Genomic DNA, 15,084 nt, shown 5'->3' with positions numbered 1-15,084 from the left:
AAAAGCAGGAATAGAGGAGGCAAATATGAGCGATAAAATCAAAATGACGGTGGAGAACGGCATTGCGACCATCAGCGTCAATCGCCCGGAGGCGCTGAATGCACTCTCCAAAGACCTGATCGATGAAATGGATGCCATGCTGGAGCAGATTAAGAGGGACCCGTCCATTCGCGTGCTCGTGTTTTGCAGCGAGAAGAACTTCGCGGCCGGCGCGGACATCAAGGCCATGGCCGTCTGCGATCCGGAGGGGGCCAGAGCCTTCGTGTTCTCCGATACGTACAACAAGATTGAGGCGCTGGGGATCCCCTCCGTTGCTGTTATCGAGGGATACGCCTTTGGTGGCGGCCTGGAGCTGGCACTGACCTGTGATTTGCGTATTGCCAGCAGAGATGCCACCTTGGGCCTGACGGAGCTGAATCTGGGTATTATCCCTGGTGCCGGCGGGACTGTCCGCCTGCCCCGGCTGATCGGAGAGGCAAAGGCGAAGGAGATGATTTTCATGAGTCGGATCGTCTCCGGTGAGGAAGCAGAACGGATTGGCCTAGTCAATGTGGCGGTTGCGCCCGAGGAGCTGAGGGCGGTTGCGACTAAGTGGGCCGAAAAACTGAAAACCCGTAGTGCGGTGGCGCTCAGAGCCGCAAAGGAATCCATTGAAAACGGTATCCGGGACACGGACTATGTGAGCGCTATCGACCGCGAAGCGGAGATCTGGTCGTCTCTGTTTAGCTCCTATGACCAGAAGGAGGGTATGGCGGCCTTTATCGAAAAGAGAAAGCCTAAATTTGAAAACCGCTAATGAGGAGGAGATTCTCATGTATGAACAGGATTCCTACGCAAGTTCAATCAGGGAACTGGGAAAGAAATATCAGATCCACGAAATCGGCTTGAAGGATTACGAGGATGGGCAGCCTCTTCCGGAGGATGTGTTCTCCTTTCTCAAAGAAGCCAGGGTCTTTGAGAATCTGTCTCCAGGCAACTCCGCTGTCGGCGTTCAGAGCGTTTCCAGATGGCTGACCGCACTGCGCGAGGTGGGTGCCCTGGACAATACCAGCGTACATATCATGACGACGCAGTCCCTCATCATCTATGCGCTGCAGTTTGCCGGTGAGACCCAGCGCCTGGGTCGGCAGCTGCAGGAGATGCTGGAACTGGACAAGCACGCCTGCTTCTGCCTGACAGAAGCGGGAGGAGGGTCCGATGCTGCAGGAATGCAGACCACCGCATTCCGGGAGCAGGACGGCTATCGGATCCGGGGAGAAAAGTGCATGATCATGAACGCCGGCTTCGCCGATTACTTCCTGGTGGCCGCCAGGCTCTCCGACGTGGAGGGGTATGACGGGATCACGCTGTTTTTGGTGGACCGGGATACGCCGGGCCTTACGGTTTTTCCGCACACGCAGACCTGCGGTGTCACAGGCGTTCCCATCAACCGCATCGCGTTCAGCGATGTGCGGGTACCCCAGGAGCGCCTGGTCGGACAGGAGGGCAAGGGCTGGAAGATCCTGATGAAGGTGCTCAATTGCACGCGACCTGGAGTGGGCGCCGCCGCGCTGGGTGCGACGCGTACGGCCATGGAGCGGGCCGCCGTGTACGGGAAAGACCGGGTCTGTTTCGGGAAGCCCCTCAACAAAAACGCCGTCCTTCAGGGGAAGTTTGCGGAAATGACGCTTGCCTGGGAGAGCGGATGGCTGATGGTCGAGCGGGCGGGCCGCTATCTGGATGAGGGCCGGTCCGGGCAGACAGCAATCTCCGCCATGGCCAAGATCGCCGCCACGGACGCTGCGAAGCTTGTGGTGGACCGGAGCCTGGATTTCTTCGGCGGATACGGCTATCTGAAAGAGGTGGGCATGGAGCGGTTCTATCGTGACGTCCGTGTCTGCACGATTTACGATGGGACGAATGACATTCTTCGCGGTCTTGTGGCGGGAAGCCAGCTGAAAAGCTGCGTGGAGCATGCCTGAGGCGAGGGGATAGAGAGGAAAGGATATGCGAGAAGTCGTATTTGTGGATGGGGCCCGGTCTGTGTTTGGAAAACAGGGCGGAGGCCTGAAGGACCTTTGCAGCACGGATCTTGCTTCCTTGGTCATTGCGGGCCTGATGGAAAGGACGGGCATCGCGGAGCGGGCCCGGATCGACGGCGTTGTGTGCGGCAGTGCCCAGGGCGATACGAAGGCGTTTAATCCGGCGCGGTACGCGGCACTGGGAGCGGGGCTCCCAGTGGAGACAGAGTGCCATTATATCGAAATGCAGTGCGGTTCCGCCATCACGTCTATTAACCACGCGGCAGCGCAGATCGGTCTGGGTTTTGCAGATGTGCTGGTGGCCGGCGGCATGGAATCTCATTCCACCACAGCTGTTTATTTCGATACTACGATCCCTCCCTACCGCCAGATCGGGCCCCGGCCGCTGAAGATGCATCTGGCACCCACTTCGGAGCAGGACATCTCCATGCTGCAGGTCTCGGACCTAATGGCCAATCGGTGGGGAATCACCCGTGAGATGTGCGACGAATTTGCACTGCGCTCCCAGGAATCCTTGCAGGCGGCTTACCGGGACGGCGTGATCGGTCCTGAGATCATTCCCTATAAAAAACCGGCGGACAGAAAGAATCCGGAGCAGATCTTCGACAAGGACGAGCATCCCAGGGCTGATGTTACGATGGACGGCCTGCGCAGGCTCAGTCCCGTGCTGCCGGACGGCGTCACCACCGCAGGAAACGCATCCGGGAAAAACGATGGGGCGGCCTTTGTCCTGATGATGTCGGCGGAGAGAGCTGCTGAGCTGGGTTACCAGCCTTATGCCAGGTGGGTTTGCGGCGCAGATGTGGGCGTTGAGCCCCGCTACATGGGAATCGGGCCGGTATTTTCCAGCCTCAAGGCCCTCAAGCAGGCTGGGCTGACCATGGATGATCTGGGCGTGTTTGAGTGTAACGAGGCGTTTGCGGCCCAAAATCTGTCTGTGATCGCAGAACTGGAGCATCAGACCGGCAGGAAGGCCAACAGGACCATTTGGAACCCGAACGGTGGAGCCATCGCCATCGGTCATCCCAACGGCGCCTCTGGGGCACGGATCGCGTGGTTCGCCATGAAGCATCTGGAACGGACAGGTGCCAGATACGGATTGTTTTCCGCCTGCTGCGGCGGCGGACATGGGACCACCACTATTATCGAAAATCTGAGACGGTGAGCAAGGAGGTGACGTGATGAAAGAACGAGAAGTGGTCATTGTTGACTATGCACGGTCCGCCTTCGGAAAGCTGGGAGGTAGCTTGCGGGAATTGGCGGCCAGCGAGATCGCCGGTGAGGTCATGCGGGGCTTGGTGCAGAAAACAAAGGTGCAGGACCGAGCGTTCGTAGACAGCGCGATTGTTGGCTGCGCTCATGGCTGTTCTAAAACGCAGGCGGTCGCTAGGTATGCGACCTTGTATGCGGGTCTGCCTTATGAGACGTCCGCGACCTTTGTTGAGATGCAGTGCGGCTCCTCCATCATGGCTCTCAACCAGGCGGCCTGGAAAATAAAGGCAAATGTGGCGGAGATCGTGATCTGCGGCGGAACGGAATGTCATTCCCAGCATCCGGCATTTATGTCGACGACCACGCCCCCTTACAAGGAGCTGGCGCCGATCTGCTATGACAAAGGCCTGACGCCCATTCAGGAGCGAGACATCCCCATGATCTGTGTCAGCGATAAGATCGCGAAGCTCTGCGGGATCAGCCGGACGGAATGTGATGAATTTGCCCTGCGCAGTCAGGAGCGTCTGCAGGCGGGATACAAAAACGGCACCATCGGTCCGGAGATACTCCCCATCACCCTGCCCGCCACCCGAAAGACGCCGGAGCGGATCATCGACCGGGACGAGTTTCCGCGCCCGGATACCACCTTGGAGGGATTGTCAAAACTGCGGCCGATCTATCCCGACGGCGTTACCACGGCGGGAAACGCTTCCGGGCTGAACGACGGAGCGGCTTTCCTGCTGGTGATGACTGCGGAAAAGGCAGCGGAGCTGGGGTATGAGCCTATCGCGCGCTGGGTCACCTGTGCCCATGTGGGATATTATGAGGATCTGATGGGCCTTGCACCCTGCTACTCCAATCTTAAAGCGATGAAGCAGGCGGGACTCGGCCTTGACGACATTGACGTGATCGAGTGCAACGAGGCGTTCGCAGCACAGAACCTGGGCGTCATCCGCCAGATGGAAAAAGAAAGCGGCAGGAGCATCGATCAGAAAAAGTGGAATCCCAACGGCGGCGCGCTGGCTGTGGGACATCCCAACGGTGCGTCGGGCGCGCGGATCGCAATTTTTGCCATGCGGCAGTTGGAAAAGACGGGCGGAAGATACGGCGTGGTCTCTGCCTGTTGCGGCGGCGGCCTGGGGGCAACGGCGATCATCGAAAATCTTAAACGCTGAAAACGGCGTCAGAAAAGAAAGGGGTCATGGATATGGAAATCAAGAAGATTGGTGTCATTGGCGCCGGTATGATGGGCGCGGAGATCGCGCTGTGCTTCGAGATGGCCGGGTATGAAACGGTCCTGGCAGATATCAAGATGGAATTCGCGCAAAACGGCAGGAACAAGCAGGAGACCATTCTGGCAAAGCGCGTCGCCAAGGGGAAACTGACGGAAGAGGAAAAGAACGCTATTTTGGAGCGGGTCACGGTGACGGCGGACAACCACGATTTGGCGGACTGCGACTTGATCATTGAGGCGGTTCTTGAGAATGTGGATGTGAAGCAGGGCGTGTTCCGGGAGCTGGATCAGATTTGCAAGCCGGAGACCATTTTTGCCAGCAACACCTCCGCCATATCCATTACCAAGCTGGCCTCCGCTGTTCAGAAGGGGCGGCCTTTTGTGGGAACGCATTTCAATTCCCCCGCAAGCGTCATGAAGTTGGTGGAGGTCGTGTCTGGAAATCAGACTACGAAGGAAACTGCCGATATCGTATACGATCTGCTGGCGTCCATCGGAAAGGAACCGATCCGGGTGAAGGACGTGGTGGGCTTTGCGCTGAATCGGATGTTCCACATTTTTTACGGCGAGGCGATGCGGCTGGTGGAGGAGGGCGTGTGCTCTCCCGAGGATGTGGACAAGTGCTGTGTTTACGGGCTTGGACACCCTGTGGGCATCTGCAGGCTGTTGGACCAGCTGGGCCATGATCTCAACCTCAGCGTTGACAAGATCTTGTTTGATGCCTATGGCGACCGGTTCCGCCCCAGTCCGGTATTGCAGAGATTTGTGGATTCCGGCGAACTCGGGCGCAAGACCGGAAAGGGCTTCTACGAGTACGATAAGAAATGATCAGGGAAGCTGACGGAAAGAACGTTATGGAACTGGATCAAAAGCAGATTATGGAGATTATTCCGCATCGTCCGCCCATGCTGCTGGTGGATCGGGTCCTGGAGCTGGTGCCAGGGGAGCGCTGTGTCTCCACCTTTTATGTAGATCCGACGCGGGAGATCTTTAAGGGGCATTTTCCGGGAGATCCTGTGTTACCTGGAGTCTATACCGTTGAGGCCACCGCACAGACGGCGGATATCCTGCTGCTGTCGCTGGATCGGTATCGGGGAAAGACCCCGCTGTTTTTGGGGATCGACCGCGTGACGTTCCTGCAAAAGATTATTCCGGGGGATACAATCGAAATGCGGGTATCCATCGTAAAGGAGCGCAAAGAGAAGGCGATCGCGACCTGTGCCGCCGAGGTGTTTTGCGGGGGTAAGCTGACCGCCAGATCCGAAGTGACGCTGGCCATGCGGTGAGAACCTACCGCAAGAGGTGACGCAGGATCGTTCTGCGACCTTGTAAGCCAGCTCAAGGAAGCGGACCAAAGGCGGCTTGAGGGAGCCGTCGAGTTACCTGTCCCGCCGCTGTGAGCTTGGCATAAGCGCGGAGCTGCAGCATCGAAGAACTGACCAGACCCATCGCACCGGACAGTGGCTTCATCAGGTTCTGCAGAGCGCTGAGGCAGGCGGCGGATACCAAGGGGCAGGTGCTGGCGGGAGCCATCTGAACACCAGAGAAAAGAAGAGAGGCACGGGCACGGGAAAACCGCGCCCGTGCCTCGTATGGGTCAAAATCTGGGTCACCCCTGTGCCCGCAAAATGGGGACTGCCCGGAAAAGTTGCAGAAAACAAAAGAAAACCACCGCTTTCCGGCTGGAAAGCGGTGGTTTTATGGTTGCGGGAGGAGGACTTGAACCTCCGACCTCCGGGCTATGAGCTGCGTCCAGACACTCAAACCGCTGCGCCCCAGTGATTTCCGGGCCTTTTTAGGCCTGAAATCCCCCAAAACCCGAAGGTCGTTCCTATCCGTTCCACGGCGGCTTTCGACATTCTGGGTCACATTCTGGGTCGGGATCTCGAGGGGCGGGACCAGCAAAAATTGCGCCACAGTAAAGAATAATAGTAGACCCTCGGAGAAGGGCGTAAAGCGCCTGGGATCGAGCGTCAGGGCCTCGAGCGCAGCAGCCACACGTTGCCGCCTGTGAGGGGTTGTGTGAGGCTTTGGCGGAGAGGACAGCACCGGGGACGTTGAGAAGGCAGCGGGCCATGTGCGGCCTGTGTGCCCGCCTTGAGAGCAAGGATGGTCCCAGCCCTGCCGGACCCCTGAGAGCGGAGAGGCGGTTTTGAGGCTCTGCGGAGGACGAAAGAAAAAGCTGGATAAAGGAGTGGCGTCATCACCCCCGTTTTCAAGGGTCACAACTGCCCGCAGTGCGGGCAGTTTCAAGGGGTTCCGGGATTGCCGGAAATGGGGTCAAAAACAGAGAGAAAAAGAAATTTTGCGGTCGTTATCCCCCAACGCTTACGCCCACAAGAAAAAAGTAGGGGTCAACCCAGGAAGTTGCCGCTTTCCTCTGCCGTTATAGAAGAGAACCCCCTCTGGAGGAAGAGAATTGCATCGCTAATCAAAGATAAGGGCAGAGTGAAATCGCCATCCGGAGAGTTCTTAAATTTCTGATAACTCGCATGTTTACCCCTGGCTATTCCCCGCAAGTTAGGGTATTGTGTGTCGCTGAGTAGGGGAGGTGACGCACCATGAAGGACTACATGATGGCCCTGCACCAGAGGTTCTGTAAGGAGCCGGAGTGCCGGGAGGTCAGGAAGCAGATCAGGGAGGTTGAGCAGGAGCTCCATCAAGCGCTGGACCGGCGAGGGCAGGAGCAGCTGTTAAAGCTGGCGGACCTGGAGAATGAACTGCAAGAGGAGATCTCCCTGGAGAGTTTCCTCTCTGGCTTTAAACTGGCCCTGGACATCGCAGCGGAGCTGGTACCCTCGTACTCCTTCGACGATGACGAGGAGCAGCGGGCCTGCGAAGCACTCCGGCAAAGGAGGGGAGAGTAGTGGCAAAGCGGAGAGCCAATGGGGAAGGCAATATTCGCAAACGGAAGGACGGCCGCTGGGAAGGGCGGTACACCGCCGGGCACGATCCGGAGACCGGCAAAGCCATCTACCGGAACGTCCTGGGCAAGACCCAGGCGGAGGTCCGGGAGAAGCTGAAAACCGCCATCGGGGAGGCACAAGGGCTGGACGCGGCCAAGACCGGGAAGTACACCGTGGGACAGTGGATGGACGTCTGGTATGAGAACTACGCAAAAATCAAGGTCCGGCCGTCCTCCCACCAGACCTACCGGGGCTACATCGAGAATCACATCAAGCCCAATATTGGCAGCGTTCCGCTGAACAAACTGTCCTCTCTGGAGTTGCAGAAGCTCTACAAAAAGCTGCTGAGCAGAGGGAGAGTGACAAGGCTGGAGTCCAAGAACCAGCCCAAGGGCCTCAGCCCCAAGACCGTGCGGAACATCCACCAGATCCTCGAATCTGCCATGCGGCTGGCTATGGAACAGAAGCTCATCGCCAAAGACCCGACTGCCGGCTGCGCACTGCCGAAGGTGGAGAAGAAGGAGATGAAGACCCTGCCGGTGGAGCAGTTGACCTCCTTCCTGAGAGAGGCTAAGGAGAGCGGCGTCTTCGAGCTGTACTATCTGGACCTGGCCACAGGCCTCCGCCGCGGCGAACTGCTTGGCCTCAAGTGGACGGACATCGACCTGGAGAAGGGGGAACTGCAAGTGAAGCGGCAGGTGGCCCGGATCGAGGGCAAGATCGTGGAGGCGCCCTTAAAAACCAAGAACGCCTACCGGACGCTGCCGCTGGCGGAAGATGTGGTGGCCATCTTGAAACAGCAGAGGAAAAAAGTAGGAAGCAGCCCCTGGGTGTTCCCCTCGCCCAACGGCGGGCCGATCTCCCCGGACAGCGTCCTCCACAAGCTCCACGGAGTGCTGAAGCGGGCAGGGTTACCCCAGGTCCGGTTCCACGATCTCCGGCACACCTTCGCTACCCTGGCGATCCAGAACGGGGTGGACATCAAGACGGTCTCCGGGATGCTGGGCCACTACTCCGCCGGGTTCACCCTGGACACCTACGCCCGCGTGACCACCCAGGCCCAGCGGCAGGCGGCGGACACCATGGGGCAGGTGCTGGCCGGGGCCATCTGAACACAAGAAACAAAGAGGGGCACGGGCGCGGAAAAACCGCGCCTGTGCCCCCGTATGGGTCAGAATCTGGGTCACCCCCGTGTTCACAAAATGGGGACCGGCGAAAAAAGTTACAGAAAGCAAAAGAAAACCACCGCTTTCCGGCTGGAAAGCGGTGGTTTTATGGTTGCGGGAGGAGGACTTGAACCTCCGACCTCCGGGTTATGAGCTGCGTCCAGACACTCAAACCGCTGCGCCCCAGTGCTTTCCGGGCCTTTTTGGGCCTGAAATCCCCAAAACCCGAAGGTCGTTTCTATCCGCTCCACGGCGGCTTTCGATATTCTGGGTCACATTCTGGGTCAGGATTTCAAGGGGCGGGACCAGCAAAAATTGCGCCGCAGTAAAGAATAATAGCAGGCTCTCGGAGAAGGGCGTAAAGCGCTCGGGATCGAGTGTCAGGGTCCTGAGAGAGCCAAACGTTGCCGCCTGTGAGGGACTGTGTGAGGCTTTGGCGGAGAGGGCAGCACCGGGGGCGCTGAGGAGGTCACGGGCCGTGTGCGGCCTGTGTGCCCGTCTTGAGAGCGGGGATGGTCCCAGCCCTGCCGGACCCCTGAGAGCGGAAGAGAGCCGGTTTTGAGGCTCTGCGGAGGATGAAAAAACGGGAATCTGAAGATGGAGAGTATCTGCACCATGCAGAACCTACTGCGCAGCTGCCTCTTGATCGGCACCGCCAGCTTACTGGCCTTCTGGGGCATCAGCCTGCTGCTGGCCTGGTGGGCGGTGCGACCGGTGGCTCGGGCCTGGGACCAGCAGCGGCAGTTCGCGGCGGACGCGTCTCATGAACTGAAAACGCCGCTGAAGGTGATCCTCACCAACGCGGAGCTGCTGCAGGACCCCGACCGCAGCCCGGCGGAGCGGGACCGCTTCGCCGGCCAGATCCTTGCTATGGCCACCAGATGCGGGGGCTGGTGGAAAACCTTCTGGAGCTGCCCGAGTGGACAGCGGCCTGTCCGCCGCCATGGAGGAACTGGACTGGAGCCGTCTGGTGTCCGAGGCGGTACTGCCCTTTGAGCTGCTATGCTTCGAGCGGGGCTGGAGCTTCGCTGCGACATCGAGGAGGGGCTGGCGGTCTGGGACATGCCCACCCATCTGCGGCAGGTGGTGGAGATCCTGCTGGACAACGCCCTGAAGTATATGCCGCCGACCGACACCATCACGGTCTGGCTGCGGCATCAGGGGGCAAGACGGCGGTTTTGCGGCGCAGGATGGCTCAGGAGCGCCGCTTGTCTGGCCGGGCCTGGAGTGGAAAGCCTTGGAAACCAGCAGGTGGCCGCAGTGACAGTGGCAATTCTCGTTTCGCCGCTCAGGGCCGCCTTGGCAAAGATAAAGAGGTCTGCCCCACCGTAGCCGCCGGGGCGGATGCAAAGAGGGAACAACCACGATAAAATGCACGTTCATATTTTGCGCAAATCTGATTGGAATTCAAATATCCTATGAAATTGTGAACAATATACAATAAATTTAAAATATATTTGTAAAAATATGTCGTATTTACAAAGCAAGAAAAATATTGTAATATATGAACGTGAACAAAAGCAATAAACAAAGATGTTCACGTTCATATTAAATAAAATTGAAAGAAATAACGCAAAGAACGGGGGGCGGACGGAGAGGAGAAGAACTACGTAGGGAAAGGGAGTCCCCAAAGGTTTAACGGAACCTGGATAACAGATTTTACATGCAAAGCTTACACTGGACCCGCGTCTCATTCAGCAGATTTTTTGTAAAGGAGCGTTTTCAAATGAAAAAATTGTTTTCGATCTTGTTTGCCCTGCTGTTGACGGCCGGTATGCTGTCTGGCTGCGGCGGTGATGACACTGCCGCCGATGCCGATGATACCACGACGAGCGGAGAGGAGACTGCGGAGTCCGGCGCGGAGATCTCCGGAGATATCATGATCTACACCTCCGCTGAGGATGCGTTTATCTCCGAAGTGTGCGCCATGTTCAATGAAAAGTATCCCGAAGCCAACGCGCAGTATTACCGGTCCGGCACGGAAGAGGTTGTCAGCAAGATCATGGCGGAGAAGATGACCAACAGTCTGCAGGTGGATCTGATCATGGTCTCCGATGCGCCCACCTTCGAGAGCCTGAAGGCCAACGACCTTCTGCAGCCCTATGACTCCCCGGAACTGGACAACATCTACACGGAGTTCGTGGATCCTGAGCACTACTATTACGGCACATTCCCGGCCGCCATGGGTATCGTCTACAATACCAATCTGGTGACGGAGGCCCCCACCAGCTGGCTGGACCTGCTGAGCGAGGATGCCAAGGCCAATACCGTCATGCCCAACCCCCTTTACTCCGGCACCGCCGCCAACGCGCTGATGGAGCTGACCCGCGCCGAGGGCCTGGGCTGGGACTACTATCAGGGACTGTATGACAACGAGGTCATGGTGGTCAACGGCAACGGCGGCGTCATCAACTCCGTGGCCGCCGGCGAAAACGCCTACGGCATCGTCTGCGATTCCAACGCCCTGGCCGCGGCGGCCAGCGGGTCCCCCCTGGCCTTCGTGTACCCCAAGGAAGGCGTGCCCGCCACGGCCGACCCTATCGGGATCACCACTGCCACGGACAATCTGACCACCGCGCAGGCATTCCTGGACTTCATGCTGTCCGAGGATGTGCAGACCCTGGGCCGCGAACTCATCGGAAAGGCACCCATCCGCAAGGGAATGGAGAATCCCGATGGCAGCCTGGCTGTGGAGGATCGTGTGAACCTGGTCACCGATGCCAAGGTGCTCTTTGAGGCCCGCGAGCAGGAGAAGGAACAGTTCTCCGAAATGTTTGGCTTCTAAAAGATTCTCTCCTTTTTGCGCAGAGACCGCCTCTCCACATATTTTTCAGGGGGCGGTCTCGCCATTTTTCGGCATCGCCGGACACGATGCCGCAATCAGTCCGCAATATGAAAGTGGGGAACGAATATGGCAAATCACCCTGTGCCTCTTGGGAAAAGAGGGGTTTCGCCCAGATCGCTGGCAGTGTATATTTTGGTTGTTTTTGGCCTGCTTGCGGTCTTCGGCCTGTTTTTCCTGCCTCTGTGGAAGCTGGCGGAAGTGGCCTTCGTGGAGGAGGGACGGCTCAGCCTGGGGATCTTCCGGGAACTGCTGACGGACACCAAGACCCTCAAGGTTATCTGGGACACCATCTATATCAACATCCTGTCCTCCTTCTTCGCCACGGTCATCGGCGTTGTAATGGCCTATTTCGTGGCCTATGCAGATATCCGCGGAAAGAAATTCATTCACTACGCGCTTTTGCTGCCGCTGATTATCCCGGGCTACATCATCACCCTGGCCTGGATGCAGTTTTTCGCCAAGAGCGGCTTTGTGGCCTCCCTGGTCCAGAGCGTCGTACCGGGAGCGACCATGCCCAACATCTATTCCTACTGGGGTATCATTTTCGTGTTTTCCGTGACGAAATATCCGCTGATCTATACGCTGACCCTCAGCACCTTCCGCAAGATCTCGACGGATATGGAACTGGCCGCCGCCGTCTCCGGCTGCAACAAGGTCAAGACCTTTTTCAAGGTCACGCTGCCCATGTCGCTGTCCGGTGTGGCCAACGGCCTGCTGCTGGTGTTCATTTCCTGCCTGGACAATTTCGGCACCGTGGCTTTTCTGGGCATCCCCGCCAGGATCACCGTGCTGTCTACGGATATCTATCAGGCCATCATTTCCTTCTCCGGAAACAGCTTTGGTGAGGCTGCTGCCGAATCTGTGATCTTGGGTGTGATCGGCGTCCTCTCCTCACTGATCCTGTGGAGAGTGGCCAAAATGTTTCAGACCATGCAGACGGATCTGGAGGATATGTCGCCCCGGTTTTTCCTGCGCCGCAAAAAGCTGCTGGTGGAGATCCTCATGTGGCTGGCTATTTTCATCATCAACTTCGTGCCCATGCTGACGCTGATCGTGACGGCGTTCATGAAGGGCATTGGTGGCGGCTACGGCATGGATAATATGACGCTGGAGAACTTTGCCTTCGTGTTCAGCAATGCCAAGAGCTTCAACGCCATCAAGAACAGCATTTTCCTGGGCATCACCACGGCGCTGATCTGCGTGGTGCTGGGCACCATCGTGGCGTATCTGATGGTCCGCCGGCCCTCTGTGCTGATCCGGGTGGTGGAGAGCATTATCTCTGTCCCCTATTCGATCCCGGGCATCATCCTGGGCCTGGCGCTGATTCTGACCTGGGCCAGCCCCCTGCCCATCATCAACCGGACGATCTACGCCACAGTGTTCATGTTGCTGGTGTCCTATGTGGTCCGGTTTACCTCCCTGCAGATCCGCAACAGCACCACCGGCGTGCTGCAGACGGACGTATCCATGGAGGAAGCGGCGGAGATCTGCGGTGCCAGCGGATTCAAAAAGTGGGTCTCCGTAATCATCCCGCTGATCTTCCCTGCCACGATCTCCGGCATGGGCCTGGTGTTTCTCAACGCGCTGACGGAGCTGACAACTTCTTCGCTGCTGTGGTCGGCCGGATCCGAGACGCTGGGCGTCGTCATTTACAACTATACCTCTGCGGGATACACCACTTACGCCTGCGCACTGTCCACGGTCGTGTGCGTCACGATCCTGGCGCTGGTGCTGCTGTACAGGGGCGTGTCTGCCATCCTGCGGCATAAAATGGGGAGGAACGAACAATGAGTACGGAAATTCGCAATATCGTCATGGATTTCAACGGCTTCAAGGCCCTCAACGACATCAGCCTCAAGATCCAGGACGGAGAGTTCATTGCCATTCTGGGCCCCTCCGGCTGCGGCAAGACCACGCTGCTGCGGCTGCTGGCCGGGTTCAACCACCCCACCTCCGGCGAGATCCGGATCGGTGAGCAGGTGGTGGCCAACCGGGACTATGTGCTTCCGCCCAACGAGCGGTTCATCAGCATGGTGTTCCAGTCCTACGCCCTGTGGCCCCATATGAGCGTTCGGAAAAATGTGGAGTTTCCCATTAAAAACAGCAAATTCGTCTCTCCCGAGATCCGGTCCAACTGCGACAGCCGCGTCCGGGAACTGATCGAAATGGTGGGCCTCACCGGCATGGAAAAACGGCTGCCCGCTCAGCTCTCCGGCGGCCAGCGGCAGCGGGTGGCTCTGGCCCGTGCCCTGGCGGTGGACCCGGATCTGCTGCTGATGGACGAACCCCTGTCCAACTTGGACACAGAGCTGCGGGTGGAGATGCGCCGGGAGATCAAGGAACTGCACCAAAAGACCAAGGTGACCGTGGTCTACGTGACCCACGATCAGTCCGAGGCTCTTGCTCTGGCGGACCGGATCGTGGTGATGAACCACGGTCAGATCGAGCAGGTGGGCACGCCCCAGGAGATTTACAGCCGTCCGGCCACGCCCTTCGTGGCAAAGTTCGTGGGCCGCTCTAATCTGATCGCCGGCACTTGGTCTGGCGACACCTTTACCCCTGCCGGGTCCGCGGCCCGCTGGGAGGGAAGCCGGGTGGCGCCCGTATTCCGCGAGAGTGGCCACTATCCGGTCAAGCCGGAGCATCTGCAGGTAAAGCGGAACGGCGGGGACGGCGTCCGGGCGTCCATCTACGAAATTGAATACCAGGGCGTGGAGGTCCGCATGATGCTGCGCAATCAGTCGGATAACGAGATCCTGGAAGTCCGCTACCGGGGAGACGAGAACTACCGGGTGGGAGATGAGGTGACGCTGACGCTATGAGCGAACTGCATATTCTGGATGCGGGGCGCGCGGACTGCACGGTGCTACTGCTGGATACTCCCCAGGGACGGCGGACGGTGGTGGTGGACGGCGGAGGAAAATACCGTGAGGACCGCCGCCCTCTGCTGGAATTCCTCACGCGGAGGAACCTCACCGTTATTGATCTGCTGATCCTGACCCATCTGCATCAGGATCACTTCGGCGGCTTTGTGCATCTGGTGGACCGGGTGCAGGTGCGGCGGGCGGTGGCGCCCTGCGGGGACCTGCGGTTTGCCGACCGGGTGTATCCGGTGTTCGGAGACCAGGAGTTTTACCGGGAATACCACGACTTCTTTCAGTATCTGGAACGCAGCGGGACAGAACTCATCCGTTCCGCGGACTGCGCTGGCAGGACCTTCGCTTTCGGCGACTACGGCCTGGAATGCCTCTATCCCCTCCGGGGCAGCACCCAGCGCTCCGTGGCCTATGCGCAGGCACTGTGCGATCCGGACCTGACGGAGGAGGCCATGGCGTGGAATCTGGAGGCCCACAAACAGACCTGCAATGAGGACAGCAGCATCTGGCTGCTGCGGAAAGGCGGCACCGATCTGGCGCTGCTGGCCGGGGATAGCACTGATGAAACCATGCGGGCGGCCCTATGTGGGCGGCAGGTCCGGCCGCGGCTGCAAAAGCTGTCCCACCACGGGATCTGCGCCCGATATTTCTCGGAATATGTACAAAAAATCGTGAAACCCGAAATTTTAGTGGTCAGCGTCGACGAAATCCATTATACTGAAGAAATGGGAGCACGAGTCGACGCGCTGTGCGCCGCAGGTGGCTCCCAAGGCTATTACACCTTCCGGGGAGATGTGAGCATTTCCCTGTGAATCTGCGGAGAG

Annotated in this window: 14 protein-coding genes; all 14 read left to right on the top strand. The window is 58.5% G+C overall.

The window, feature by feature from the left end; genetic code table 11:
* Window positions 1–25: 25 nt before the first annotated feature.
* The 14 genes from ACVDHE_RS04500 (at window position 26) to ACVDHE_RS04435 (ending at window position 15,072) form a co-directional block, all read left to right on the top strand.
* Window positions 26–796 carry an enoyl-CoA hydratase/isomerase family protein gene (locus ACVDHE_RS04500; protein WP_458885746.1) on the top strand — a complete coding sequence of 257 codons (771 nt, stop codon included), beginning with the start codon at window positions 26–28 and terminating at the stop codon, window positions 794–796.
* A 16-nt stretch (window positions 797–812) separates the two neighbouring features.
* Complete coding sequence (locus tag ACVDHE_RS04495) at window positions 813–1,961, top strand: acyl-CoA dehydrogenase family protein (protein ID WP_458885745.1); 1,149 nt, start codon at window positions 813–815, stop codon at window positions 1,959–1,961.
* A gap of 25 nt (window positions 1,962–1,986) precedes the next feature.
* Window positions 1,987–3,186, top strand: a complete 1,200-nt coding sequence (locus ACVDHE_RS04490; RefSeq protein WP_458885744.1) for a thiolase family protein — start codon at window positions 1,987–1,989, stop codon at window positions 3,184–3,186.
* A 16-nt stretch (window positions 3,187–3,202) separates the two neighbouring features.
* Complete coding sequence (locus ACVDHE_RS04485; protein WP_458885743.1) at window positions 3,203–4,408, top strand: thiolase family protein; 1,206 nt, start codon at window positions 3,203–3,205, stop codon at window positions 4,406–4,408.
* 32 nt (window positions 4,409–4,440) lie between these two features.
* Window positions 4,441–5,295 carry a 3-hydroxyacyl-CoA dehydrogenase family protein gene (locus ACVDHE_RS04480; protein ID WP_458885742.1) on the top strand — a complete coding sequence of 285 codons (855 nt, stop codon included), beginning with the start codon at window positions 4,441–4,443 and terminating at the stop codon, window positions 5,293–5,295.
* 26 nt (window positions 5,296–5,321) lie between these two features.
* Window positions 5,322–5,753 carry a 3-hydroxyacyl-ACP dehydratase FabZ gene (gene fabZ / locus ACVDHE_RS04475; protein WP_458885741.1) on the top strand — a complete coding sequence of 144 codons (432 nt, stop codon included), beginning with the start codon at window positions 5,322–5,324 and terminating at the stop codon, window positions 5,751–5,753.
* Window positions 5,754–7,028: 1,275 nt separating this feature from the next.
* Window positions 7,029–7,334, top strand: coding sequence for a DUF6809 family protein (locus ACVDHE_RS04470; RefSeq protein WP_458885740.1), 306 nt, complete (start codon window positions 7,029–7,031; stop codon window positions 7,332–7,334).
* Complete coding sequence (locus tag ACVDHE_RS04465; RefSeq protein WP_458885739.1) at window positions 7,334–8,485, top strand: tyrosine-type recombinase/integrase; 1,152 nt, start codon at window positions 7,334–7,336, stop codon at window positions 8,483–8,485. The genes ACVDHE_RS04470 and ACVDHE_RS04465 overlap by 1 nt, the downstream gene beginning before the upstream one ends.
* Window positions 8,486–9,136: 651 nt before the next feature.
* On the top strand, window positions 9,137–9,535 hold the full coding sequence (locus ACVDHE_RS04460) for a histidine kinase dimerization/phospho-acceptor domain-containing protein (protein WP_458885738.1): 399 nt from the start codon (window positions 9,137–9,139) through the stop codon (window positions 9,533–9,535).
* A gap of 6 nt (window positions 9,536–9,541) precedes the next feature.
* The gene (locus ACVDHE_RS04455; protein ID WP_458885736.1) at window positions 9,542–9,871 is read left to right on the top strand and encodes a hypothetical protein; all 330 of its coding nucleotides are present in this window, start codon (window positions 9,542–9,544) and stop codon (window positions 9,869–9,871) included.
* A gap of 394 nt (window positions 9,872–10,265) precedes the next feature.
* Entirely contained in the window at window positions 10,266–11,324 is a 1,059-nt protein-coding gene (locus tag ACVDHE_RS04450) for an ABC transporter substrate-binding protein (RefSeq protein ID WP_458885735.1), read from the top strand.
* Between the two features lie 192 nt (window positions 11,325–11,516).
* The gene (locus ACVDHE_RS04445) at window positions 11,517–13,175 is read left to right on the top strand and encodes an ABC transporter permease (RefSeq protein ID WP_458885734.1); all 1,659 of its coding nucleotides are present in this window, start codon (window positions 11,517–11,519) and stop codon (window positions 13,173–13,175) included.
* Complete coding sequence (locus ACVDHE_RS04440; protein WP_458885733.1) at window positions 13,172–14,206, top strand: ABC transporter ATP-binding protein; 1,035 nt, start codon at window positions 13,172–13,174, stop codon at window positions 14,204–14,206. The genes ACVDHE_RS04445 and ACVDHE_RS04440 overlap by 4 nt, the downstream gene beginning before the upstream one ends.
* On the top strand, window positions 14,203–15,072 hold the full coding sequence (locus ACVDHE_RS04435) for a ComEC/Rec2 family competence protein (protein WP_458885732.1): 870 nt from the start codon (window positions 14,203–14,205) through the stop codon (window positions 15,070–15,072). The genes ACVDHE_RS04440 and ACVDHE_RS04435 overlap by 4 nt, the downstream gene beginning before the upstream one ends.
* The last annotated feature ends 12 nt before the right edge of the window (window positions 15,073–15,084 follow it).

This window comes from Dysosmobacter sp. Phy (genome assembly GCF_054476235.1).
Note: the sequence above shows the minus strand (reverse complement) of the source record. Positions and strands in the feature narration are given on the sequence as shown.

Coding starts and splice junctions, on each gene's coding strand:
- fabZ (WP_458885741.1), top strand. CDS start 5,322: ATGGAACTGGATCAAAAGCAGATTATGGAGATTATTCCGCATCGTCCG.
- ACVDHE_RS04450 (WP_458885735.1), top strand. CDS start 10,266: ATGAAAAAATTGTTTTCGATCTTGTTTGCCCTGCTGTTGACGGCCGGT.
- ACVDHE_RS04480 (WP_458885742.1), top strand. CDS start 4,441: ATGGAAATCAAGAAGATTGGTGTCATTGGCGCCGGTATGATGGGCGCG.
- ACVDHE_RS04500 (WP_458885746.1), top strand. CDS start 26: ATGAGCGATAAAATCAAAATGACGGTGGAGAACGGCATTGCGACCATC.
- ACVDHE_RS04490 (WP_458885744.1), top strand. CDS start 1,987: ATGCGAGAAGTCGTATTTGTGGATGGGGCCCGGTCTGTGTTTGGAAAA.
- ACVDHE_RS04495 (WP_458885745.1), top strand. CDS start 813: ATGTATGAACAGGATTCCTACGCAAGTTCAATCAGGGAACTGGGAAAG.
- ACVDHE_RS04440 (WP_458885733.1), top strand. CDS start 13,172: ATGAGTACGGAAATTCGCAATATCGTCATGGATTTCAACGGCTTCAAG.
- ACVDHE_RS04460 (WP_458885738.1), top strand. CDS start 9,137: ATGGAGAGTATCTGCACCATGCAGAACCTACTGCGCAGCTGCCTCTTG.
- ACVDHE_RS04485 (WP_458885743.1), top strand. CDS start 3,203: ATGAAAGAACGAGAAGTGGTCATTGTTGACTATGCACGGTCCGCCTTC.
- ACVDHE_RS04455 (WP_458885736.1), top strand. CDS start 9,542: ATGCTTCGAGCGGGGCTGGAGCTTCGCTGCGACATCGAGGAGGGGCTG.
- ACVDHE_RS04470 (WP_458885740.1), top strand. CDS start 7,029: ATGAAGGACTACATGATGGCCCTGCACCAGAGGTTCTGTAAGGAGCCG.
- ACVDHE_RS04435 (WP_458885732.1), top strand. CDS start 14,203: ATGAGCGAACTGCATATTCTGGATGCGGGGCGCGCGGACTGCACGGTG.